This is a genomic window from Vibrio sp. 779(2023) (assembly GCF_033344285.1).
Taxonomy (GTDB): domain Bacteria; phylum Pseudomonadota; class Gammaproteobacteria; order Enterobacterales; family Vibrionaceae; genus Vibrio; species Vibrio alginolyticus.
This window is the reverse complement of the sequence record NZ_JAWPOM010000011.1, coordinates 118,065-142,185: the sequence shown is the minus strand read 5'-3', so window position 1 is coordinate 142,185 and position 24,121 is coordinate 118,065. Positions and strand designations below refer to the sequence as shown.

Here is a 24,121-nt window from a genome sequence, read left to right as displayed (position 1 = left end):
ACTCCTCGAAGCGTTTCTTATTGATTTAGCTGTTTCCCACTCTGTTGTATTTCGCCCATTCCTAGACATCTTACCAACTATTGCCGCTGCATATTTAGACGTTCCTTGCTGACATGCTTCGTTTCCTATTTTTCTACTACCCAAAGGACTGCTCCCCCTTTGGCCTCAACAATGATAATTTCACCTAGTGGTGGCTCTTCCACCTCGTAAACCATATCAAAGTCGCCCGGCTTCGAAATTGAGGTTCCAATATCTTTGGGATGAAGCAGCTTAGCATTAGGACGTTTACTCCGAACAAAGTCATCCTCGACCGTTTCACAATTTTTGCCGATTGTCTATTGATTTTACTTATTTGCGCGTTATATCCATCTTGGCCAATCCGAGCGTCCATTGCCTCTTGACGTTCTTTCAAGCATTCATCAATTTTTGCTTTGTTTCTTTCTGTTAGCTCATAATCACTCGTATTGAGTTCAGACTTTTTTATACTATGTCAGCATTGGCTGCCCCAAACCTGTTGGGTCAACCCACTGGATATGGTGGACTGCATATTGGTAATGCCACCCCATGAGAGATGGCTTATATATTGATTTGCTAAAGGAGTTTATCGAATGATCTTCCCTGCTTTTACATCTTCTAACCAACGTCCTTCGATGAGATAGTGAGGAAGCCAACCAGTTTCAACAGATAGACGGTTGCCTTTGTCGTACCACATGCAAGCCATGCCAAGCAGAGGGAAATTAATAAACGTGCGGATCCCTATTCTATCTGGTCCTAATTCTCGAAGATGATATTTCTCTTGAAACTGTAGGTTTTTAACGAGCACTTCCTCAAAATCATAACCAATGTTAGTAGTGAGCGCTGCGAAGGTTTCTAGGATCCCCATCGCAATTTCCAACGCCCAGTTATCCCCTTGAGCTACCGCTGCGTCCATTGCTGCAACCAGCTTATCAGGATAATCCGGTGTGCGGTTGTGGAACGACTGAATGACGTCTACTAGCATATAAGACAGCTCACCCGCTTTGGTAGAGCTCTGCCTCATCAAAGAAATTGGAAAGTTCGCCAATATGTCCATACTTGGCCTGTCACGCACAATTGTCGATATGAAATACATATCAAGCCATCTATTAAGATTTATGCACCCCGTTTTTAAAATGCCTTCCCCGTCCCACTTTACTTCAGGATAGTCGAGAATCTTGATAGTTAATTCATCATTGGGATTCATAGCAAGTCGATGATAACAAGCGCCCATTAGAGAAGTTTCGTAAAGACGTAATGTACAAATTTGTTCGTCTTCATGCGAGGTTTGAAACCAGGTATACCAGCGAACCTGGTCAATGGCGAAATCACCAAGACTGACCAGGTTTTCCCGCCTGATTTTAAGACCCTCTTTTCGCTGATCTAGTATCTTATTGATAAATTCTTTCTCAGAAGAAACTCCACTTTCACTCAACTCAGGGTTTGCTTTGCGTTCTACAACTTTACTTTGCATTTTAACTTAGTCCTTTGGAATCAATTTTAAATTCTGACACTTCTACTTTTACATCTGAGACATTCCCACCTTCAGGGATGTTTGCTTGAGTATGTATATATCGAATAGGTATACCGAACGAAGCTGCATGTTGAATTTTTCTTGCTGTTATTTTTTCAGTCGTCCCTTCCTTTTTTTCAGACATTAGGTTGGTGATTTCTGCAGTGTATTCCGTTGTCCCTTGCTGATATGCCATATTTCCAATTTTTCTACTACCCAAAGGACTGCTCCCCCCTTTGGCCTCAACAATTATAATTTCACCTGGTGGCGGCTCTTCCACCTCGTAAACCATATCAAAATCGCCCGGCTTCGAAATTGAGGTTCCAATATCTTTGGGATGAAGCAGCTTAGCATTAGGACGTTTACTCCGGACAAAGTCATCCGCGGCTAACTCACCAATTTTTGCAGACTGTTGGTTAATATTGCCAATTTGAGCATTATATCCCTCTTCGCCAGTTCGAGCGTCCATTGCCTCTTGACGCTCTTTCAAGCATTCATCAATTTTTGCTTTGTTTTTTTCTGTTAGCTCATAATCACTCATATTGAGTTCTGAGTTTTCTTTATACTCTGCTTTATTCAGCACAAGATCTTCAGTGAAGATCGTGCAACCTTCTTCCTCGCCAACTTTCTCTGAGTCAAAAACATGCGCATTTACAAATTCCTCAATCCCAACAACATACTGCACTTCGTGTCTGCTGCCATCTGAATGATTGATATGACGATAAAAAGTAATCTCGTTTCTCTCACAATGAATATGGTCTAAATCGTATTCATATCGAATATTGTTTTTACCTTTGGGTTTTCGGATTTTGACTTGCGAACGAACGCCATCTTCTCCGACAGATGACTCTTTTGCTGCTTCTAAAATCTGATCGCAAACCTCTTGGGGAACGTTGTTTTGCGCCTGATACTCAGCCAGCATTTTCTGCAAGCGTTTTAGCCCTTCTTCACAAAGAAAACCTGTTGGGTCAATCCACTGGATGGGGTTGATTGAATATCGGTAAACATATAAGCCACCTCGTGAAAGGTGGCTTATATACTGAATTTCTATATAAATGATAATTTATCGTGTGATCTTCCCTACTTTTACATCTTCTAGCCAACGCCCTTCAACGAGATAAGGAGGAAGCCAACCGGTTTCAACAGATAAACAGTTACCTTTGTCGTACCACATACAAGCCATGCCAAGCAGAGGGAAAGAGATGAAGGTTTCGATTGAAATCAATTTTTTAGGAGCATCCAAGCGCATTTGATATTGCTCCTGGAACTGCAGGTTCTTAATGAGTACCTCTTCAAAGTCATAATCAATATCGGTTGTCAGGGCGGCAAAGGTTTCTAAAATGCCCATGGCGATTTCTAATGCCCAGTCATCACCCTGAGCAACTGCAGCGTCCATTGCTGCGACTAGCTTATCGGGGTAATCCGATGTGCGGTTGTGGAATGACTGAATCACATCCACCAGCATGTAAGAAAGCTCACCAGCCTTCGTAGAACTTTGTTTCATCAGAGAAATCGGAAAGCTCGCCAATACGTCCATACTTGGCCTGTCACGCACGATCACCGAAGTGAAATAAGCATCAAGCCATCGGTTAGGGTGTAAACACCCCGTTTTTAAAATACCTTCACCTTTCCAGGTTACTTCCGGGTATCCAGGTAATTGAATACTTTGAGGCTCGTCAGGTCTCATGGCGAGCTGATGATAAAATGCACGCATTAATGATGCTTCATATAGACATAGTGTGCCGGTTCTCTCATCATCATTTAATGGAGGTAGCCATGTATACAGGCGAATTTGCTCAGACACATCATCACTCAAATAAACCAAGTTTTCTCTTTTTATCGCAATGCGCCTTTTTCGTTTATCTAAGTTCTCTTTTACTTCTTCTCTGTAAGCATCTATTGCCGCTTGAGTTAGACTAATATGAGCCAATCGCTCAATCTTTTTTAATTCCTTGGCATCAAACATTTCCAAATTCTCCCATGTCTATATCAAATTCTTTCGCTTTAATTTTCGAGACTTTACCATCTGAAGATATTTCTGCTTGTGTATGAATATAACGAATCGGAATATCATCTTTGATAGCGGATTTGATGTGATTTGCAGCAATCTTTTCCGTTGTACCTTGTTCTTGCTTAGACATCTCACCAATAATTGCTGCTGTATATTCAGTTGTCCCTTGCTGATATGCCATATTTCCAATTTTACGACTGCCGAGCGGGCTGCTGCCACCCTTAGCCTCGACGATGATGATTTCTTCAGGATCATCTGAGAGGTACACCATATCGAAATCACCTGGTTTCGATCCCGAAGTTGCAAGGTCTTTGGGATGGATCAACTTAGCATTAGGGCGTATATTCCGAACAAAGTCATCCGCGACCAACTCACCAATTTTTGCTGACTGCTGGTTAATTTTAGCAATTTGGGCGTTATGCCCTTCTTCGCCGCTACGCGCATCCATTGCCTTTTGACGTTCTGCTAAACACTCATCAACCTTTTGTTTGCATTCTTCAGAAAGTTTGTATTTCTCATCCTCATCCTTATTATTGAATTCGAATTCTGAGTTATCCTTGTAATCCGCTTTATTCAGCACTAGGTCCTCGGTGAAGATGGTGCAGGTCTTATCGCCACCGACCTTCTCTGAATCAAACACGTGAGCATTAACAAACTCTTCTATCCCGACTACGTACTGCACTTCATGTTTGCTTCCGTCAGAATGATTAATGTGGCGATAAAAAGTAATCTCGTTCTTCTCGCAATCAATATGGTCTAAATCGTATTCATATCGAATATGATTTTTACCTTTGGGTTTTCGGATTTTGACTTGCGAGCGAACGCCATCTTCTCCGACGGATGATTCTTTTGCAGCTTCTAAAATCTGATCGCAAACCTCTTGGGGGACATCGCTTTGCGCCTGATACGCTGCCAACATTTGACCCAAGCGTTTTAGCCCTTCTTCACAAAGGAAACCTGTTGGATCAATCCACTGGATAGGATTGACTGCATATTGGTAATGGTTAATGCCACCAGCAATAGATATCGGATCTTGTTGGATAAAGCGTCCTAGCTTAGGATCGTAATACCGAGCGAGGTTGTAGTGTAAGTCGGTTTCTTGATCGAAGTACTGCCCTTGAAAACGCACTGGATTTACTACTTTTTCAATATGTACATGAGCAAAGCCATGAGCATCGTAGCTGGCACTCCATACAACATTCCCCTCGCAATCGATCAGTCGCTCTGGTTTACCAACTTGATCGCACTGGTACCAATAAATAACGTCATTTTCTAGCAGTGCCACTGGCGTGTAGGTTTCTGGTTGATATAGGTACCAGCGGAAAGCACATGAAGAGCGTTCACCAATTAAACGTTCCCCTTCCCACAAGAACTCCGTAACGCCTTGTTGTGTAATTTTCTTCGTCCTGCGCCCTAATGCATCATATTCATATTGACTGATGCCATCGTCAGTGTGAACTTCAATGAGCTGATTTAACGCATCAAATACGCGAGTCTGAACATGTCCTTGCCCCTCACGTTTTGTCTGGTTTCCTTGCGCGTCATATTTGAACCGAACACCATCGTGTACTTCAATACGATCAGCGAATACCTCTGAAGATGGCAAAGTAGGATTGCCAAAACTATCGTATTCAAATTTAGTCACTTCTCCGGAAGCATTGACTCGTTTCAGTTGCCCTAAGGTATCGTACTGATAGTGCGTTGCTCCTGCCGTATTATCAATGATTGATGAAATACGGTTTTGCGCATTGTAAACGTACTTTTTCTCTCTATCAGGCCAATGTTGTTCGACCAAACGACCAACACCATCATAAATGATGCGCTCATTAAAATGTGCCGTTTCAATTTGGGAAACTCGTCCCATTTCATCGTAATGAAATTTGATTTGAGGTAAATCTAGGTTTCCAAATCGAATCGCTGAAAAACGCCCATATCGATCATAAGAGAAGCTCAGCTCCGTATTATCTGGCAGTACCTGAGATACGCGTTGGCCAACTCTGTTAAACTCCTGCGCTATCTCAAACTGACCTTGAATTCGCTTTGTTAAATGCCCGAATGAAGAGTATTGGTATTGCAATGTTTGATGGCGATTGGATGCGAAAGTAAGTCGCCCACCAAGCGTATAATTGAAGTGGTTCTCTACAATACTGCGACCATTTCCTGCTTTGACGTGCTTGAGATAACCCGCAGCGTCATAGCGGTACAGCACGGTCCTATCGGCGACTTGCTTACGATGGATGCGCCCCATATCGTCATAATCCAATTGGCTTTGTAGATTATCAAAGCCAACAGTTCCTGATAGCTGGCCTTCATCGTCATACAGGAATTCGAACTCTAAGCCGTCACTCCGAACTAATTTAGTCAGGTTACGTTGTTGATCGTATTCGTAAGAAATATGGCTGCCATCGGGAAAGATGACTGCTTCTTGTTGCGCGAGTGCTCCCCATTGATACGAGGTAATGCCTGCTGGCGTTCGAATCTGAGCAACACGGCTGTGCTCATCGTAAGAATATTCTTCGCTATAACCGACTTTGTCTTCGTCGTTAAAATAACGAACTGATGTACGCCTGCCAAATTGATCATAAGCGAGTTGAGCAATACACCCATCGGGATAAGCAACGCCATTCACTAAATCTTCTTCATTGTAGCTATAACGAAGTAATGTACCGTCTATTTCATTCGCGATAAGTCTTTGTTGTTCATCCCACCACCACTGACTTTTCTTACCATCTTCAGACTCTTTTTTGACGACTTGACCGTGTTTATCGTAATCATACTCCGTGACACAGCCGAACTGATCGGTATCCCAAACTCTTTGACCGAGACTATTGTAGTAAGCCTTCTCGATATCCCCGTCAGGTGAAACCGTTTTAACTAACTTACCTAAGCCGTCATAGCCATATTGAATTTCTTTGCCAGAGGAATGAAACTTAGAAACTAATTGACCATGCTGATTATATTGATAATTGACCGTTGACTGATCAGGATAGATAGCTTGTGCTTTTCGTCCTAATTCATCATATTGCCATCTCCAAGTTCTACCTGTGGGGCTTATTTTCTCAAGTAGGTTACCCTGCTCGTCATGCAAGAAAGACCATTGATTATCTAACGAGTCAGAATAAGAAGAGTGATTTCCTTGATAATGGAAGCGATAGTCATAAATTCCTGCGTCCCCAACGTTTCTGATGCACTTCGCTTTTGCACCTTCGCCATCCCATTCAAAATAATGAGTAAAGCCAGTTGGTCGTACACGCTTAACAATTAAATGGCCGAGGTATTGATACTGTTCCTTTAGGCCCAAATGATTAGTTGCACTGACCAAATCATCGTGCTCATCATAGGTATAAGTTGCCAGAACTTTTTGGGACTTTGCATTAAGCAGTTCTACAAGGCGTCCTTGCTTATCATATTGACATTCAAGAACCGGACGCTTGTTATATGCGATCTCGATCAATCGATGGTTTCGAGAATACTGCAATTGAAACGTTGAAAACGTGCCATTTCTAACTTGTTTAACAAGCCAGCGATCATCTTTTTGTTCAAATCGATATTGATGCCCATTAGCGAGCGTCACGATCCGAGTTGCTGAATTTAGGAAATAACAGCTCGCACCAGCGTATATCTGGTAACTTGTTGCTCCAATATCTACTGGCTCAAATTCTGTGATATCTGCCTTATCGTCAACAAACTCCCAAGCGATAACGTTGTCTTTCTCGTCCGTCTTCTCGCGTAATTCAAACTGAAATGCATGTCGCCAACCAAAGCCCATTCCATGATTTACATCCGACTGCGAAGAGCGGTAAGTGCGCTGCCAAGTAGTACCTTGTTGTAGCTCGATATCATAGAGTTCGAGAATTTCTTCACCCGTCACAAGTGATACAGGATCACCGGCTTTCTCATGTTTTTCGCTGCTTTGTTGCTGAGGCTTGGCGGATGCGGCACTTCTGCCACTCTTTTTATTCGACTTCCCCTTTCCCTTCGATGGTTTTGCATTGACGGTATTTTGAGTTGGTGGAGGCGTAACCGCTGACGAGAGTGCGTAGTTTTCGCCGGTAGGTACAATTCGAGCGACATGCAAATAACCGTTCACCAAAGCATTGGCAAACGTTGAATTATAGTGTTGGGAAGTAAGCTCACCGTCAGGTATGTTTGGTTTGAATTGACCAATCGCATAGAACAAGTCCTCGACAGAGCGAAGGTCAAGCTCACCAAAGCTCTCAAGAAACTCTATTGCCTCTTGTTTGGTCACGAATGTTTTAGGTTCGCCGCTAGTAAGTAACTGACCTGAAAAGTGATAGCTTTCGCCAAAGCGATTCGTGATAGGAATGACGAATTGAGGGATCATAGCCGTAACGTGTTTGTCCTTTTCTTACCTTGCCGCATCATTTAATGCTCGTTTCGCTCTTTTTATTTGTGAGAGCAAGATGCCTTAATCAAACATCCTCCGATAGAGATTCCTCTGTATGCGTAGACTGAATGTATTGATGGCAATTTTCACGTATGCAACTCTTTGAGTTTCTGAGCGCAGCGTACTTTAACGGGACGATGAATCCTGAGTAAATGAACAATAGCGTGAGTGAGACTAATGTCTCATCGTGACGCGATTTTTTTACATGTTTCTTACTTAACTATGATTTCCTGCCCAGTTACGTAAATTCACTCAATAAGTTGCATCAAGTATCACCCCTGCGACTAAGCGCTTCATATTTGAGACAAAACAGCAACAAAAAACCGCCTGTTACGGCGGTTTTGCTTAAAGAATATTGATTAAAGGTTTGGACCTGTCGATGGTCTGTGTGGTTGGTTATTGCGCAGTTGCTGCATCCCTTGAAACATTCGCATAAACCACACCAAGATGGCTAATACAGCAAACACCATCCCTACCCAAGGAATAAAGTAAGCGATGGTTTCAAGCAAAGTACTATGCAACCAATAATCACTCACGCCAACGAGTACACCATTAGAAGTCGCGACGGTGACGATCAACACAACAAAAAACGTCAGGTAGAGAAAGAAGGTGCGAATTAAACCGTAGTAATGAGAAATCACTACGTCGCTGTCTTCTCCCTTATCTAATCGGTAACCCGCATAGATAATTGCGATAACGCCTGAGATCAGAAACGTAAACGGGGTCAGACAGCTCAGGATGTACGCAACCCAAATCCCGTTATGAGGTTTGTTCATTCGCTTTCGCTCCTTTTACTTCCGTTTGTGCCGTATCTGTTTCACCCATCGCTTCTTTGGACTTCACTTCCTCATACCAAAGATCGTGATGCTCTTTCGCCCATGTTTCATCAACTTCACCTGTCACCATGCCTTCTAGCGCACCTTCCATACCGAATAGACCAATATAGATGTGGAAGATAAAGCCACAGATTAGAATCAGCGCCGAAATCGCATGAACTAAGTTAGAAAGCTCCATGTCACGGCGAGTTTGGCCAAAGATAGGAAAGTCCAGAACTAAGCCACTCACTGCCGCGATAGCACCAAAGAAGATTAACAACCAATAGATTGCCTTCTCACCACCGTTTGAGAAACCAGCTGACGGATGTGTGCCTTTGTGTTTACCAACCATACCGCCCATTTTCATGAACCAACGAACATCAGTCATGTTTGGAATCGACTTGCGCCACCATTTAAAGAGCACGAGCATCAGCAAAATGAAGAACAATGGTCCCATGTAATTGTGGTACTGCTTCGCCAACATGACGATAAAGCCCCAGAACTCAGTAGGAACATACGGTTTTAAGAAGTGCTTACCGTAAACCAGCATCAAACCACTGAATGCCAACGTTAAGAATGTAAACGCCATACTCCAGTGAAGCGCGCGGTCTAAACGAGACCAACGCTTCATTTTTTTACCAGTACGCGGCTTGCTAAGCATCAAAGGACCAACGAATACGTAAGCCATGATAACCATCGCGATACTGCCGAAAATCGCGATAGCACCAGCAGGAGACATCCATTTCTCTTTTAGAATGTACCAAGTCTCACCAGGTTTACTGATCAATACGCCATGTTCTGGCGATTGAGACGTGGTGTAGCCTTCTTGCCCCTCTCTGACTTCGCGCCAATAGTCTGCCCCGGCGAGTTGCGTGATCTCCTGTTGAATAACTTTAGAAGATTGTTCCTCTGCTGAAGTAGGCATTGCGAAAGTCAGCAGCAATGCCGTCATCATTGACAGCATTGCTAGAGATGCACGTTTAAGCGTGTTTAACATGTGCCTCTCCTTACTTAGCTTTTCGTCGCATCGTAAGAAAGATCGTTTCCGTCTGTCCAACCTGCGTTTTTCGCGCCGCGTTCTACCACACGTTGACGGAAAATGTCAGAGACTTTCTCTGCGTCACCCGCAAGCAGCGCTTTGGTTGAACAAAGCGATGCACACATCGGTAACTTGCCTTCTGCGATACGGTTCGCACCGTATTTTTGACGTTCTTCCTCAGAGCCAGGCTCTGTTTCTGGGCCGCCCGCGCAGAAAGTACATTTATCCATTTTGCCACGTTCACCAAACGCCTCTTGTTTAGGAAATTGAGGTGCGCCAAACGGACAAGCAAACAAACAGTAACCACAACCGATACACAGATCTTTATTGTGAAGAACGATGCCGTCTTCGGTATGTTCGAAACAATCAGCTGGACAAACTGCCATACAAGGCGCATCGGTACAGTGCATACAAGCAACAGAGATAGAGTTTTCACCAGCTTCACCGTCGTTTAGTGTTACCACGCGGCGACGTTGAATGCCCCATTCAAGCGCATCGTCGTTTTCGTTCTTACATGCAGTAACACAGCCGTTACACTCGATACAGCGTTTGGTGTCACATAGAAATTTCATTCGTGCCATTGTCAGACTCCTTACGCTTTACGAATGTTACATAGGGTTACTTTGGTTTCCTGCATCAAGGTAACCGGGTCGTAACCGTAAGTGGTTGCCGTGTTAGCCGATTCGCCAACAACGTAAGGTTGTGTACCTTCTGGGTATTTAGGGCGTAGGTCTTCACCTTCGAACTTACCGCCAAAGTGGAACGGAATGAACGCCAAACCAGGTTTCACACGACGTGTTACCATCGCTTTCACCTTGATTCGTCCTTTCTCTGCACCTTCAACCCAAACATCATCACCATCTCTAAAGCCAAGATCGTTCGCGTCTTTCGGGTTCACTTCAACAAACATTTCTTGTTGAAGCTCGGCAAGCCAAGGGTTTGAACGCGTCTCTTCACCACCACCTTCGTATTCAACCAGACGGCCAGAAGTCAGAACGATTGGGTACTCGCCCGATTTGTCTTGCTCTTGAATGGATTTATACAACGTAGGAACACGGAAGATTGCATCTTTGTCTTCCCAAGTTGGGTAATCCGTTACAAGGTCACGACGTGGTGTGTAAAGTGGTTCACGATGCAGTGGCACACGGTCTGGGAACGTCCAAACAATCGCACGCGCTTTCGCGTTACCAAATGGAATACAACCGTGCTTGATCGCGACACGCTGAATACCGCCAGAAAGGTCAGTCTTCCAGTTTTTACCCTCTGCTGCCACTTTCTCTTCAGCAGTTAAGTCGTCCCACCAACCAAGTTGTTTCAACAACTTGTCAGTGAACTCTGGGTAACCGTCTTTGATTTCACAGCCTTTCGAATAACTGTCTTCTGCAAGAAGGCTCTTGCCTTCAAATTCCACACCAAAGCGCGTACGGAAGTTACCGCCACCTTCTGCAACCGTCTTAGACGTATCGTACAGAATGTGTGTACCTGGGTGTTTCATTTCTGGTGTGCCCCAGCATGGCCAAGGTAGACCATAGGTTTCACCGTTGACAGGGCCACCTTCCGCTTCCAATGTGGTTTTGTGGAACGTATGCCAGTTTTGTTGGTGCGCTTTCAAACGCTCTGGGCTTTGGCCTGTGTAACCAATCGTCCACATGCCTTTGTTGAATTCACGCGTTAGGTCTTCAATCACCGGCTGGTTGTTTTCAACACGGATGTTTTTGAACAGAAGATCGGAATAGCCCAGTTTCTTCGAAAGCAGGTACATGATTTCGTGGTCTGGTTTTGATTCAAACAAAGGTTCAATCACCTGATCACGCCATTGTAGAGAGCGGTTAGATGCGGTAACGCTGCCGTGTGTTTCAAACTGTGTTGTTGCAGGAAGCAGGTAAACGCCGTCGGTACGGTCGTTCATTACCGCAGCAACCGTTGGGTATGGGTCCACAATCACCATCATGTCCAACTTCTGCATCGCTTTTTTCATCTCAACACCACGTGTTTGAGAGTTCACTGCGTGTCCCCAGTAGAACATTGCACGGATGTTTTCGCGTTGACGAATGTTGTCTTTGTTTTCCAGTACACCATCAACCCAACGAGATACAGGAATACCTGCACTGTGCATTGGTTTCTGACCGCTATAAGCGTTGTCATCGAAACGACCTTTGATCCATTCGTAATCGATTTCCCACACTTTTGACCAATGACGCCAAGCGCCTTCAGAAAGGCCGTAGTAGCCCGGTAGCGTGTCAGAGAGCACGCCAAGGTCGGTTGCGCCTTGTACGTTATCGTGACCACGGAAGATGTTTGCACCGCCGCCTGATTTACCAATGTTTCCAAGCGCTAGCTCAAGCACACAGTAAGCACGTGTGTTGTTGTTACCAGTAGTATGCTGAGTACCACCCATACACCAAACAATACAGCCCGGGCGATTTTCAGAAAGCAGTTTTGCTGTTTGGTAAACGTCTTCTTCGCTTACGCCTGTTACGCGCTCAACTTCTGCTGGCGTCCATTTCGCCACTTCAGCACGGATCTCATCCATACCGAATACACGTTGACGGATGAACTCTTTATCTTCCCATTGGTTTTCGAAGATGTGCCACAACACACCCCAAATGAATGCTACGTCAGAACCAGGACGAAGTGAGACATAGTGATCCGATTTTGCTGCCGTACGTGTACGACGAGGATCCGCTACGACGATCTTACAGTTGTTCTTCTCTTTTGCGATCAGAATGTGCTGCATCGCTACTGGGTGTGCTTCAGCTGGGTTTGAACCAATGAATAGCATCGACTTACAGTTGTGCATGTCATTGAAAGAGTTGGTCATCGCACCGTAACCCCAAGTATTCGCTACACCCGCCACGGTTGTTGAGTGACAAATACGCGCTTGGTGGTCAACGTTGTTCGTACCCCAAAGTGATGCCATTTTTCGGAACAAATACGCTTGTTCGTTGCTATGCTTTGCGCTTCCCAAGAAGTAAACCGAATCAGGGCCGGACTCTTTACGGATGTCCATCACCTTGTTACCGATTTCTTCGATCGCTTGATCCCAAGAAAGCTTTTTCCACTTACCGTTTTCAAGCTTCATTGGGTATTTAAGACGGCGCTCACCGTGGCCATGTTCACGCAGTGCTGCACCTTTTGCACAGTGACCACCGGCGTTAAATGGGTGGTCGAATGCAGGCTCTTGACCCGTCCAAACACCATTTTGAACTTCTGCGTAAATACCACAACCCACTGAACAGTGAGAACAGATAGTACGTTTTACTTCTGTTTTCGCTTCTGGATCGACTGATTTTGCTTGCGCTTTTTTCATCATTCCCGGTGCGAATAGACTAGCACCAACCACTGCGCCACCAGCGGCAAGCGAAGTGTTTTTCATGAATGCACGACGAGATACGCCAAGCTGGTTCGTTTCTTTGCTCACACTGTCGGAGCGTTTGACAAGTTTCATCCGTTATCTCCTAAAGTGTGTCGTAGTAATCGCGAATGTGTTGAGTTTCACGATACCCTTTCTTCTTCACGTCGTTTTCAGAAGGCTCAACCGTTTCTGAAGCAACGGCCACTTTCGTGGTTCCCGCAACAACAGCACCGGCAACGGCAGCGGTTGTGAAGCCTTTTAGGAGATCCCTACGGCTTGTGTTTATTTCTTTATTATCTTTCATCATTGCTTCCTTACCTTACGGTAGATCTTTGGAGACTCATGCCTCTCTATCGATATGACCAAGTACTGCTCGATTACTCGTAATCAGTGACGTTTTTCACATCAATTTTTAATTTGTTCTTACTGCTTTTGGTGTTCACGCTAAAGCGGACTTGCTCTAACGTTAAAAATGCATCGCAAAGCTGTGCAGCTGGCTTGTAGAAGTTCACGCTTTCGGCGCTCTCTAGTTGGCGCGTAAAAGATTGGAACCAAGGAGCAATGTGTTTGTTAAACACCGCTTGTTGAAGTTCTTCCTCTTCACCTGTCAGCATTGCCATCACTTCGCACAGTGCAGAAATATGGTCTTCAGGCTCTTTCACGTTCTCTTCTCGTTCGATGCCTAAAAGATCCAAATCGCGACGAATTTCCGCTAACGGTTTTTCCATCATCGAGCCAGTGCGATGCCAAGATCCGAATGGCACAACTTCACCACGTCCAATGCCAATAAACAGATCTTGATATTCTTCTTCTAACGCTTCTCGCTGCGCTTCGTTCGCGGCTTGTTGCAGTGCGAGCCAAGCTTTTTGCATCGCGCTCTCAGACGGTTCAATTTCTAGCGATTTCAGGAACGCCAGCATTTCATCACTAGGCGCACTACGAAAAAGTGCAGATAGAACGAGATAAATGTCTGTTCTCAGTGTTTGTTCTTGTTGTGTGTCCACTGCGAGCTCCTAGTATTTTAATTGTTTCATTGGGTCTTCTGCCATCGACTCAAACATGTCGATCACACGGCAGTCTTCACACATCGCGATACGATTGATCGCCGCTTCATCAGAGAAATGAGAGTGACCGCGTAACTTGTTTTGTAGCATGTCGATCATCGATTGCGGAGCAAAGGGCTTGTGACAACGAATGCACTCGGCTGCCTTTTCTTCATGAATCACAACCGCTTTCTGGCGTTCTTCTTTCACCCAGTTCATACGAGGAGTAAGCGTCAGCACTTTCTCTGGACACGCTTTCTCGCACAGCCCACATTGAATGCAGTCTTGCTCGACGAATTTAAGCGACGGAGATCGACCGTCCGTATGCAATGCACGTGTTGGACACACCGCCACACAGCTCATACACAACGTACAACCTTTACTTTCACAAGAGACTGTGCCGTAAGGTGCGTTCGCTGGAAGTTCAACAATGTTCTCAACTGGAATACGTGATGCGGACAACGCATCCAACGCCGTAAATAGACGCTGACGTTTGTTGCCTTGCAAGTCTCCTAATGCCAAATCAAAAGACTCGGTACAAAGTGTCGGAGCACCTTCACGTAGTGACTCTAGATACAGAATGTCGATGGTTTCTTTGGCGATACCAAGCTGACCGAGCAGCTCTTGAGCAATACCTACTTCGCTATTAAGCACACGAATAATGGTTTGAGGCATAAAACGTGAAGCCGCAAACAGCACCTGAGTAGCACCATTCACAAGCGCGGCGAACCAAGTATCAATACCAACCGAAGGCAGTTCTTCCACCACAATTGGAATCACATTATCTGGCAGTGCTTTTAGTGCCATCACGTTGTAGCTCTCGTGGCGAGAACTGCAAATCAATACGATAGGATCTAAACCACCCGCTTGCTCATAGTTGGCGAGCGTACGTTCAATAAACTTTTGCGTATCTTCAGGGTTTGGCAGTGCGTAATGAATCGCTTCTGTCGGACACGCTGTAGCACAAGTACCCACGCCTTGACATAGGTATGGGTTGATCTCGATGCGATGGCCCGTTTTGTCGCTGCCTTCACTCGATAGTGCCCCTGCCGGACAAGCATCCACACACCGTTCGCAACCTTTTACGCCACGAGAGCTGTGTGCACATAAATCGGTATCTAAACGGAAGAATTTCGGTTTATCGAACGTCCCCATTAAGGTTGGAATCTCTTCCAACGCTTCAGCCAGTTTCGGATAGCCACGACCTACTGGGTAGTAGCCCGGTACTGGGACTTCTTCCGACATGCAGCTGTTAAGGCAAAGATCGAGTACGATATCGAAACAATCGCTATTGATCGCGACCTTGGCAAGATTGTTGGTCGAACCATGATTTTCAATCAGAACTTCAAACGTACCTAAGAACCCTGAAACCTGAACCGAATTGGCGTAATAAAGCTCGGGATTTGTGCCCTTTTCGCCATCGGTAGAAAGCAGCGTTAGGCTGTTCATTTGCGACAATTGTACTGCCGCACTTTCGATGATTGCCGTTGGGCCCACAATCAAAGTGTTACCGCCGCTTTCATAGCTTACGGTTGGTGGAATAAGATTGGTCAACTCTACGGTATTTTCGAAAGCGTACAGCCTCGCTTTACCGTTATTGGAAGTTGCTTGTTCTAATAATTGTTTCAGCATTGCTCAATTCCATTTATGAACATGGATAGTCTTTTCCATCTCTTAGTGTAGTTAGCGCCGGAGATTCTGCTGATTAACTTATCAATGAGCATTCTTATTCCGCCGTCTACAGGCGATGAATACTACGCAGTGCGTCCGTACTAACTTCAACCAGATTGGTATTGAGCAACAGATAGCAAGTGTCATGCCAATAAAATATCAACTAAAAATCAATAGGTTATCAACTTTACTGACAAATAGTAGGGATAAAAAAACCGGTTGAGACATTTTGTCTCAGCCGGCTCATTGAGTGTTTAGTCAAAATGTACCTATTCTTTGTGTGGTATATTTTGTCTCACCTCGTTAGGCTGTGATTCTTCAGCAAAAGTATCACTTTCGCCAGGAACTGTATTTATATACAGTTCATTTTCATCTTGAGTAATTTGGCCACTTTTGTCGGTGTTTGACTCTGCGTCTTCAACTACCTCAGATGCGATATCGTTAGCGTTAAGCTCAGACCCTTGCGCAGTTTCAGCGTCTGGTTCGTCTTCCACTTTGTCTTTAACCCAATCACGCAGCGTCTCAGCGACGTCTTGAGAAAGTGACTTTAAGTTACTGTAATCATCATCGTAATCGTCTAGGCCGTCACGCACGTTAAATTCTTCGGACAAGAACATTTTGCGCAGCGCAGCTTTCTTGACGCTTTCTGAGGCTTCAGAAACCAGCAGTTGCGCCACAGACATTTCTTCGGTTTTTTCAGTCTCTACACTCGCGGTAATGTCTGGAGCCTGACTATCCTCATTGACGTTCAAAGCATCTGAGCTTTCGTCAGCGTTTGAAAGCGCTGTGACACTATCTTCGGATTGCGCCGTCTCTGCTATCGGCGTGATCTCTTCATCATGTTGGGAAGATTCTTCTAACTTACGTTTCGACCAACGGCTTAAAAAACTAGTTGCCATTTGCTCTGCCCGCTCCTTTGCGTTTCTTACGTCTTACTTCTAACAACTCACCGTGGCGACCGATAAAGGCTTCCATCCAAGCCTGAACGGCTAACGGCATATCGTTAGATAGTACAAGGTTATCACCATCCATATATTGCGCCGCAACAGATTGTGAAGCCGTCAGTAACTGTATCGCTGGTTTTTCACCAGACTCGACGTTATCCATCACTAAAAAGAGTTTAGGTTGCTGAGAGCTTAAGTTAAAGCGGTAGTCTGTACGCTCGTCTTTATGTAATTGCAACAGACAAACATCTGGAGTCTCTTCCGTCGGATTCAGCGCAAATCCTGTCAACTGCCATTGGGTTGTCACCCAAATCCCTGTACTGATCTCATGCTCAACAAGCTCTACGCCGATTGGCCATGTATCCTCAGTCTTTTCGTAATTTTTTTCGAAATCTTTCTTATCCGACATAACTCACCCAGTCTTTCTATTTTTGGTCTGAAAACACACAGGACATTTTGCCCCCGTTTTCGACCATTTTTATTGTCTTCGAAGCAATAAACGCGCCAAACTGATATAACTTAGTCTATATACTCCCTCAGGCTATAAGTACCAAACTAGACGAAACTCAAATGTATTGATGTGTCATTACTGCGAACTCGCAGTTTTAATGCATTGTTGACATAAAACCTCGCAATTTCTGTGGGAACCGCTATTTTGGAATGAGATTTGCTTTGCTAACCACTTAGCAAGCTAAATGCGTAGCAACCTAACGCTCTTAATCACTAGGACACGACTGTGCTGAAACCAAATATTATTAAAACCAGTGAAAATCCCCTGCAAACCATTGAAGTCGATGTGTACGACGAGTACGGCGAAAAGCTCACGAAGCAAATCGCTTGCGAGCGTCCTCTTACGGTCATGCTGAACTGGAAAGAAGTGGTCACGCTCATGACGCTAGGTTCGCGTCCAGAAGCACTAGTACTCGGTTATTTAAAAAACCAAAGCTTCCTGTCCGATCCAGCCGCGATCGAATCCGTTATTATTGACTGGGAAACGCATTCCGCAGCGGTGATTACTAAAGAAAACACTGAGCACTTAGAAGGCGCCCTGAAAAAGAAAACCGTCACCTCAGGTTGTGGCCAAGGCACTATGTATGGCAACGTGATGAAGCAGCTTGAAAATTATCAAGTGCCTCAAGTTCCTCTTAAGCAGTCAGAAATTTATTCTGCGCTGGAAGCGTTAACTCATTACAACGACACCTACAAAAAAGCGGGCGCAGTACACGGCTGTGCGGTTTGCAAAGGTAATGAAGTGTTGTCATTTGTGGAAGATGTCGGCCGTCACAACGCAGTGGATACACTTGCAGGTGAGATGTGGCTCAAAGAAGAAACAGGTGAAGATAAAATTTTCTACACAACTGGACGCCTTACATCAGAGATGGTGATTAAAGTGGCTCAAATGGGCATTCCTGTTCTGCTTTCTCGCTCTGGCGTTACTCAAATGGGGTTAGATCTAGCGAAGCAATTTGGTATTACAACCATTGCGCGTGCGAAAGGTTTGCGCTTCCAAGTGTTTACAGGAGCCGACAAGGTTGAATTTGATGTAAAAGGCAACCAATAACACCTTTTCAGTGTAAACTAAAACCAATAATGCGGATTCACAGAGGATGTGGACTATGAATAATGACCAATTGTGGAATTTTCTGCTTACGCCCAGCGGTATCATGCTTTCTATGATTATTACCTTTGGCGTGGTCGGGCTCTATGCGTATATAACCGGTCAGTTTAAGGATTAAGGCCAAATATCAAAAAAGCCTCGCTAAATAGCGAGGCTTTTGCTTTTTAAACGCTTTGCGAGTAATTACGCGTCAACACCACGAGATTTTAGGAACTCAGAGTAAGTGCCTTTAAAGTCTGTGATTTTACCATCGCGGATTTCGATAATACGCGTTGCTAGTGAGTCTACGAATACACGGTCGTGAGAGACGAAGAACAACGTGCCTTTGTATTGCTCAAGCGCGGTGTTCAAAGATTCAATCGATTCCATATCCATGTGGTTGGTAGGTTCGTCCATTAGCAGCATGTTTGGCTTGTGCATCATTAGCTTACCAAGCAGCATACGACCTTGCTCACCACCAGACAGTACTTTTACTGACTTTTTAATGTCGTCTTGACCAAACAGCATACGACCAAGGAAACCACGAACGACTTGCTCGTCATCACCTTCTTGACGCCATTGACCCATCCAATCCGTTAGGTTCATGTCTTCTGCAAACTCATGCGCGTGGTCTTGCGCGTAGTAACCGATGTTTGCATTTTCAGACCATTTGAACTCACCAGCACGCGGTTCAAGTACACCAGCAAGCGTGTTTAGAAGTGTTGTTTTACCCACACCATTTTCACCGATGATCGCAACGCGCTCTCCCACTTCAAAAATTGCATTGAAGTCTGAGAACAAGTCCTCTTCAAAACCTTGGCTCAGGTTTTCTACAATCAGAGCGTTACGGAACAGCTCTTTAGACTGTTCAAAACGAATGAATGGGTTTTGACGACTAGACGCTTTCACTTCGTCCAATTTGATCTTGTCGATTTGCTTCGCACGAGATGTCGCTTGTTTTGCTTTCGATGCGTTTGCAGAGAAACGCGCAACGAAAGTTTGTAGCTCAGCGATTTGTGCTTTCTTCTTAGCGTTGTCGTTTAGTAGACGTTCGCGAGCTTGAGAAGCCGCCGTCATGTACTCGTCGTAGTTACCTGGGTAAACACGTAGTTCACCGTAGTCCAAGTCAGCCATGTGTGTACATACTGAGTTTAGGAAGTGACGGTCGTGCGAAATGATGATCATTGTGCAGTTACGCGCGTTTAGCGTGTCTTCCAACCAACGGATTGTGTCCATGTCCAAGTTGTTGGTAGGTTCGTCAAGAAGCATCACATCTGGGTCTGCGAATAGAACCTGCGCTAGAAGCACACGAAGTTTCCAACCTGGTGCTACTTCACTCATTAGACCGAAGTGTTGCTCCATTGGGATACCTACAGCAAGAAGAAGCTCGCCCGCTTTGGCTTCTGCCATGTAGCCGTCCATTTCAGCAAACTGAACTTCTAAGTCAGCCACTTTCATGCCGTCTTCTTCGCTCATCTCAGCAAGTGAGTAGATGCGGCCACGCTCTTTCTTCACTTCCCATAGCTCTTTATGACCCATGATAACGGTATCGATTACCGTAAATTCTTCGTAAGCGAACTGGTCCTGGTTCAGTTTTGCAACGCGCTCGTTTGGATCGTAGCTTACGTTACCGCTGGTTTGCTCAAGCTCGCCGCTGAGGATCTTCATAAAGGTTGATTTACCACAACCGTTAGCTCCAATTAAGCCGTAGCGATTGCCTTCGCCGAACTTAACTGAAATGTTTTCGAATAGCGGCTTAGCGCCGAATTGTTGAGTAATATTCGCTGTGGAGATCAAAACCTTTACCTTAGCAATTGGGGTGTATTTAGAAAAACCGGGCAACGGTACTTGTTCATGCTACATACTGCAAGTGTTGTTTTTATTAATTCACTCCAAGTGAAATCATTGTAAGGTTTCTAAGAAGCAAAAGCGTAAACATAAATGCGTCATCAAATACAAAAAAGAGCCACTATCGTCAGTGGCTCTTTTTCCATTAATACTTCAAAAAAGTGACTAAGCGATGTTCGTCACCTCTAGGATCAGTTCGGCTTTTTTAGGTAAATAAATACTGAATTTACTGCCTTTTCCCCATTCAGACTCTGCTTTTAACTCACCACCCGTTTGGCTGAGAATACTTTGGGAGACCGATAGCCCTAACCCTGTGCCTTCTCGTTTCGTTGTGTAAAATGGCGAGAAGATTCGACTCAAGTTTTCTGGTTTAATACCGCAGCCCTCATCGATAACATGAATCGCGGCTCCTTTCACTTCGCCCTCGTCAATCCAGTCTTCACTGACTACTGTTAACATGCCTTTACCGCTCATTGCGTGAATGGCGTTCATTTGCAAATTAACTAAGATTTGTAGCAAGTGGTGACGGTTTATCTCAACGGACGTATGCGCTTGTAGGTCAGTCACAAACTCAACGTCGCGTTTCTTGGTGCCAGTTTTAACCAAGGTGATGCTTTCATCAATGATAGGATTGACATGTTGCCAAGTGATTTCATCTTGAACACCGCCTTGGCGACTGTATTGCAATAAACTGCGTGTGATATTGCGGATACGATCAATTTGTGCGTGAATCGCATCAATCTCTTCTTGTACTCGACTTGCATCGTCACCCAATTCAAAATGGATCAATTCTACGTTGCCAAGAATCACGGCGGTTGGGTTATTAATTTCGTGAGCAATCCCCGCGGTGAGTTCTCCCAATGCTGCCAGTTTTTCATGAACAACGAGTTTGTCGCGAGTTTGGTTAAGCAATTGAATATGCAGCTCAAGATCTTGGGTTTTTTCTCTCAGGCTTGCCGTACGCTCTTGAACTTTGCATTCAAGTTGAGCTGCGGAGTTTTTCAGTTCAATTTTGCGCTCTTCTAGCGCGTCTAACATATCATCAAACTGTCTGGCTAACTGCGCAAGTTCATGATCGGCATCTAATCCTAACGGGCCAATCCGTTTTTCTTTACCTTGTTGGACCTGCTTCACCACTTTGTGAATGCGTTCGATCGGTCGAAACAGATCATAAGAACCGCGATATACCATCACGCCAGAAACCAGCAATAACATAACCGTAATCAAGCTGATTTCGGCAATGTTGGTCATGTAGGCTTTAACGAATGGCCACATTAGGTAACCGGTATAAAGCATACCAATGACGTTGTCGTATTGGTCTTTGATCGGTTGATACGCCGTAATATACCAAGCGTCATACACATATGCTCGGTCAACCCACTGTTCACCCTTCGAAAGTACTTGGTTATACACTTCTGCGCTCACGCGAGTGCCTATGGCGCGCCCTAGTCTATGATCGCTGTCTAGAGGAACGTTGGTGCTCACACGCAAATCATCGAGAAATACCGTCAACGTACCCACAGGGCGAAGGCGGTCATTATCACTTAAGTAAATGAGATCGCGGATTTGATCCACCAGCACTGTACTATTGTTAAGGAGCAAACCACCATCCAGAAAGCCGATCAAATCGTTCACTTGGCTGTATACCGGAATCACGGTTCGACTGACTAACCCACGCGCCTCCCTGTCACCATCAGCAAGAATAGGCACTTCTGCTCGTTTGGCGAGTTCAGGATCGAGGCGTTCGAGTTCTTCTTTATTGAGTACATCAAAAAACGATTCGCGCTTGGTGAGATCCATAAAGCGGAATTTGTTTTCCATGGAATTAACGCGTTGGAAAGAGAGAAAATCTAAAGCATATCTTTTCTTCTGCTCTGTGACCCACTTTTGCAGGTCACCTTGTGGCGTTCCTTGATTAATGCGAATACGGAAATCGTACGAATCGGCAAACGCCCGCACGTAATTGGCTTGCTTTTGCTGTAACAACGTTACACTGTTATTTGCAACACCAAGACGTTCCGAGACATCAAGCAGCGCATTTTGCCACGTGTAATGAATAGACCAATAAATGGTAATGCCGATCAGAGCTAACAATGTGAGGAAAATCGGCGCAGAGGTTAAGAATAACAAGCGATAACGCACCATGGTTTTAAAACGGTGCGTCCATTTTGACAATCCTTTGTGCTGTGGGCCGTTAGTCGGCATATTCCTCACCCTCAGAATCCCATTCTTTGTACTTACGTTCTAAGGTCTTGCGAGCTACGCCCAAGTCACGAGCAGCAGCAGACTTATTGCCTTCATGCAAGTTAACGACTTGTTTAATATGTGCTTTCTCGACTTCTTTTAACGTCCAGCTGTTTGGATAGCCTTCGCCAGTAAATTCTTTGCCTTCTCTAAAGGTTGGTAACTCAGCAGAGTGAGAAACAGTAATCGATACATTAGGCAGTGAATGCCCGCCATTCAGCTCTCGCCAATAGTGTGCAGGTGGTTTGCCAAGCAAGATACAACGCTCAATCAAGTTTTTCAGCTCACGAATGTTTCCCGGCCAATCGTACTCACTCATGGCTTCCATATCCTCGTGAGCCCATTTGGGCGCAGGCATACCGAGCTCGCGCGTCAGCATATTGCTGAAAAATGGCACCAACTCAAATAAGTCGGTTTTGCGCTCTCGTAGCGGACACACTTCAATTTTCAGAACGTTTAAACGGTAATAGAGGTCACTGCGGAAATTACCTTGATTGACCTCTTCTTGCAGGTTTCGGTTGGTTGCCGCTACGATACGGACATCAATACTGATCTCTCTTTCTGAACCGACAGGGCGAATCGTACGCTGCTCTAACACACGTAATAATGATGCCTGCATTGCAAGTGGCATCTCCCCGATTTCGTCAAGAAATAAGGTGCCACCGTTAGCAACACGGAACAAACCTTCACGCGATTTTTTTGCACCGGTAAACGCGCCCGATGTATGACCAAACAACTCACTCTCTAAAAGCTCAGGTGCAATCGCGCCGCAGTTGATTGGCACAAACGGGCCCGTTCGCCCACTCGCCTGGTGGATACCTCGTGCAACTAGCTCTTTACCTGTACCCGACTCACCTTCCACCAAAACAGAAGCGCGTGATGGTGCAAATTGGTTAATAAGTTGCTTAAGCAGACGCGTTTTTTCTGAGCCGCCGATGATCTCTGAGGTATTGTGACGCTGGTAATCGCGTGTCATGGCGTACTGCATGCGTTCGTTCAAACGGCGATCCATACAGCGACTGACCGCTTTTAACATCTGCTCAAGGTTGAATGGTTTGAGGATAAAGTCGGAAGCACCGAGCTGTAGCGCTCGAATGGCAATTTCTAAATCCGCATAACCCGTCATAAAAATCACATCGGCACGTTTGTCATCATCTTCAAACGCTTCTTCCCACTCAATTCCAGAACGCCCTGGCAGATTAATATCCAGTAAGATCAGATCATAATGTCGAGAATTACGCAGTTGTTCTGCTTCTTCGATGCTACCAGCTGTATCGACATGTGAAAAAAGCTTACCCAATGCCTTTTTCAAGATGGCTTGCATGCCTAATTCATCATCGACGACCAGTACGGAAAAGGCGCTATATTGTTGGTTTGTACTAAGATGGGATTGAGTAGACATATTTACCCCAGATGGATTTCGATGGGACAGAGTGTACCAAGTTTAAACAGAGATACCCTACAAAAAGTGCGACATTTTGTACCAACGCAAACTTTTATGCAAATAACCCCATGATTTAGTGCATAAACCAAGCACTTTAAGCTTGTAAAAGGTTGGCATCTTGTTTGCTATAAGGTGGATACGGAGCGCATTTAAGTGATCTCAGGATGTTGATGT

16 protein-coding genes and 1 pseudogene are annotated in these 24,121 nt (G+C 44.9%); 1 reads left to right on the top strand and 16 read right to left on the bottom strand.

What is annotated here, in order from left to right; all coding sequences use genetic code 11:
• Positions 1-601: 601 nt before the first annotated feature.
• From R8O70_RS15240 to R8O70_RS15180, 13 genes and pseudogenes are all read right to left on the bottom strand, one after another.
• On the bottom strand, positions 602-1,489 hold the full coding sequence (locus R8O70_RS15240; RefSeq protein ID WP_104979181.1) for an immunity 49 family protein: 888 nt from the start codon (positions 1,487-1,489) through the stop codon (positions 602-604).
• Position 1,490: 1 nt separating this feature from the next.
• Positions 1,491-2,525, bottom strand: a pseudogene (locus tag R8O70_RS15235) (type IV secretion protein Rhs); the annotation flags it as partial.
• A 66-nt stretch (positions 2,526-2,591) separates the two neighbouring features.
• The gene (locus R8O70_RS15230; protein ID WP_053350543.1) at positions 2,592-3,494 is read right to left on the bottom strand and encodes an immunity 49 family protein; all 903 of its coding nucleotides are present in this window, start codon (positions 3,492-3,494) and stop codon (positions 2,592-2,594) included.
• Positions 3,487-7,884, bottom strand: a complete 4,398-nt coding sequence (locus tag R8O70_RS15225; RefSeq protein WP_203346074.1) for an RHS repeat-associated core domain-containing protein — start codon at positions 7,882-7,884, stop codon at positions 3,487-3,489. Before R8O70_RS15225 ends, R8O70_RS15230 begins: the two co-directional genes overlap by 8 nt.
• A 422-nt stretch (positions 7,885-8,306) precedes the next feature.
• Positions 8,307-8,723, bottom strand: coding sequence for a membrane protein (locus R8O70_RS15220; RefSeq protein WP_017634907.1), 417 nt, complete (start codon positions 8,721-8,723; stop codon positions 8,307-8,309).
• Entirely contained in the window at positions 8,707-9,759 is a 1,053-nt protein-coding gene (locus tag R8O70_RS15215; RefSeq protein ID WP_104979173.1) for a formate dehydrogenase subunit gamma, read from the bottom strand. The genes R8O70_RS15220 and R8O70_RS15215 overlap by 17 nt, the downstream gene beginning before the upstream one ends.
• 14 nt (positions 9,760-9,773) lie before the next feature.
• The gene (gene fdh3B, locus R8O70_RS15210) at positions 9,774-10,382 is read right to left on the bottom strand and encodes a formate dehydrogenase FDH3 subunit beta (RefSeq protein WP_005377536.1); all 609 of its coding nucleotides are present in this window, start codon (positions 10,380-10,382) and stop codon (positions 9,774-9,776) included.
• An 11-nt stretch (positions 10,383-10,393) separates the two neighbouring features.
• The gene (locus R8O70_RS15205; RefSeq protein ID WP_005377539.1) at positions 10,394-13,249 is read right to left on the bottom strand and encodes a formate dehydrogenase subunit alpha; all 2,856 of its coding nucleotides are present in this window, start codon (positions 13,247-13,249) and stop codon (positions 10,394-10,396) included.
• Between the two features lie 10 nt (positions 13,250-13,259).
• On the bottom strand, positions 13,260-13,460 hold the full coding sequence (locus R8O70_RS15200) for a twin-arginine translocation signal domain-containing protein (protein WP_005377542.1): 201 nt from the start codon (positions 13,458-13,460) through the stop codon (positions 13,260-13,262).
• Between the two features lie 73 nt (positions 13,461-13,533).
• Positions 13,534-14,160, bottom strand: a complete 627-nt coding sequence (locus tag R8O70_RS15195) for a molecular chaperone (protein ID WP_017820684.1) — start codon at positions 14,158-14,160, stop codon at positions 13,534-13,536.
• 9 nt (positions 14,161-14,169) lie between these two features.
• The gene (locus R8O70_RS15190) at positions 14,170-15,831 is read right to left on the bottom strand and encodes a 4Fe-4S dicluster domain-containing protein (protein WP_053303070.1); all 1,662 of its coding nucleotides are present in this window, start codon (positions 15,829-15,831) and stop codon (positions 14,170-14,172) included.
• A gap of 308 nt (positions 15,832-16,139) precedes the next feature.
• Complete coding sequence (locus tag R8O70_RS15185; protein WP_115385977.1) at positions 16,140-16,769, bottom strand: DUF3306 domain-containing protein; 630 nt, start codon at positions 16,767-16,769, stop codon at positions 16,140-16,142.
• Complete coding sequence (locus R8O70_RS15180) at positions 16,759-17,223, bottom strand: DUF3305 domain-containing protein (RefSeq protein WP_005389514.1); 465 nt, start codon at positions 17,221-17,223, stop codon at positions 16,759-16,761. The genes R8O70_RS15185 and R8O70_RS15180 overlap by 11 nt, the downstream gene beginning before the upstream one ends.
• A gap of 327 nt (positions 17,224-17,550) precedes the next feature.
• Between R8O70_RS15180 and R8O70_RS15175 the strand changes: the two genes are divergently transcribed.
• Positions 17,551-18,375, top strand: a complete 825-nt coding sequence (locus R8O70_RS15175; RefSeq protein ID WP_017820681.1) for a formate dehydrogenase accessory sulfurtransferase FdhD — start codon at positions 17,551-17,553, stop codon at positions 18,373-18,375.
• 240 nt (positions 18,376-18,615) lie between these two features.
• Here R8O70_RS15175 and R8O70_RS15170 read toward each other — a convergent pair whose 3' ends face one another.
• From R8O70_RS15170 to R8O70_RS15160, 3 genes are all read right to left on the bottom strand, one after another.
• Entirely contained in the window at positions 18,616-20,208 is a 1,593-nt protein-coding gene (locus R8O70_RS15170) for an ABC-F family ATPase (RefSeq protein ID WP_318184241.1), read from the bottom strand.
• Between the two features lie 216 nt (positions 20,209-20,424).
• Positions 20,425-22,464 (bottom strand): cache domain-containing protein, encoded by a 2,040-nt coding sequence (locus R8O70_RS15165; protein WP_318184240.1) that lies wholly within the window; start codon positions 22,462-22,464, stop codon positions 20,425-20,427.
• Positions 22,454-23,905, bottom strand: coding sequence for a sigma-54-dependent transcriptional regulator (locus tag R8O70_RS15160; protein ID WP_064353911.1), 1,452 nt, complete (start codon positions 23,903-23,905; stop codon positions 22,454-22,456). The genes R8O70_RS15165 and R8O70_RS15160 overlap by 11 nt, the downstream gene beginning before the upstream one ends.
• Between the last annotated feature and the right edge of the window lie 216 nt (positions 23,906-24,121).

What these genes read in the sequence shown, in the direction of transcription:
- R8O70_RS15240 (WP_104979181.1), bottom strand. Translation starts at nt 1,489, where the DNA reads ATGCAAAGTAAAGTTGTAGAACGCAAAGCAAACCCTGAGTTGAGTGAA.
- R8O70_RS15230 (WP_053350543.1), bottom strand. Translation starts at nt 3,494, where the DNA reads ATGTTTGATGCCAAGGAATTAAAAAAGATTGAGCGATTGGCTCATATT.
- R8O70_RS15225 (WP_203346074.1), bottom strand. Translation starts at nt 7,884, where the DNA reads ATGATCCCTCAATTCGTCATTCCTATCACGAATCGCTTTGGCGAAAGC.
- R8O70_RS15220 (WP_017634907.1), bottom strand. Translation starts at nt 8,723, where the DNA reads ATGAACAAACCTCATAACGGGATTTGGGTTGCGTACATCCTGAGCTGT.
- R8O70_RS15215 (WP_104979173.1), bottom strand. Translation starts at nt 9,759, where the DNA reads ATGTTAAACACGCTTAAACGTGCATCTCTAGCAATGCTGTCAATGATG.
- fdh3B (WP_005377536.1), bottom strand. Translation starts at nt 10,382, where the DNA reads ATGGCACGAATGAAATTTCTATGTGACACCAAACGCTGTATCGAGTGT.
- R8O70_RS15205 (WP_005377539.1), bottom strand. Translation starts at nt 13,249, where the DNA reads ATGAAACTTGTCAAACGCTCCGACAGTGTGAGCAAAGAAACGAACCAG.
- R8O70_RS15200 (WP_005377542.1), bottom strand. Translation starts at nt 13,460, where the DNA reads ATGAAAGATAATAAAGAAATAAACACAAGCCGTAGGGATCTCCTAAAA.
- R8O70_RS15190 (WP_053303070.1), bottom strand. Translation starts at nt 15,831, where the DNA reads ATGCTGAAACAATTATTAGAACAAGCAACTTCCAATAACGGTAAAGCG.
- R8O70_RS15185 (WP_115385977.1), bottom strand. Translation starts at nt 16,769, where the DNA reads ATGGCAACTAGTTTTTTAAGCCGTTGGTCGAAACGTAAGTTAGAAGAA.
- R8O70_RS15180 (WP_005389514.1), bottom strand. Translation starts at nt 17,223, where the DNA reads ATGTCGGATAAGAAAGATTTCGAAAAAAATTACGAAAAGACTGAGGAT.
- R8O70_RS15165 (WP_318184240.1), bottom strand. Translation starts at nt 22,464, where the DNA reads ATGCCGACTAACGGCCCACAGCACAAAGGATTGTCAAAATGGACGCAC.
- R8O70_RS15160 (WP_064353911.1), bottom strand. Translation starts at nt 23,905, where the DNA reads ATGTCTACTCAATCCCATCTTAGTACAAACCAACAATATAGCGCCTTT.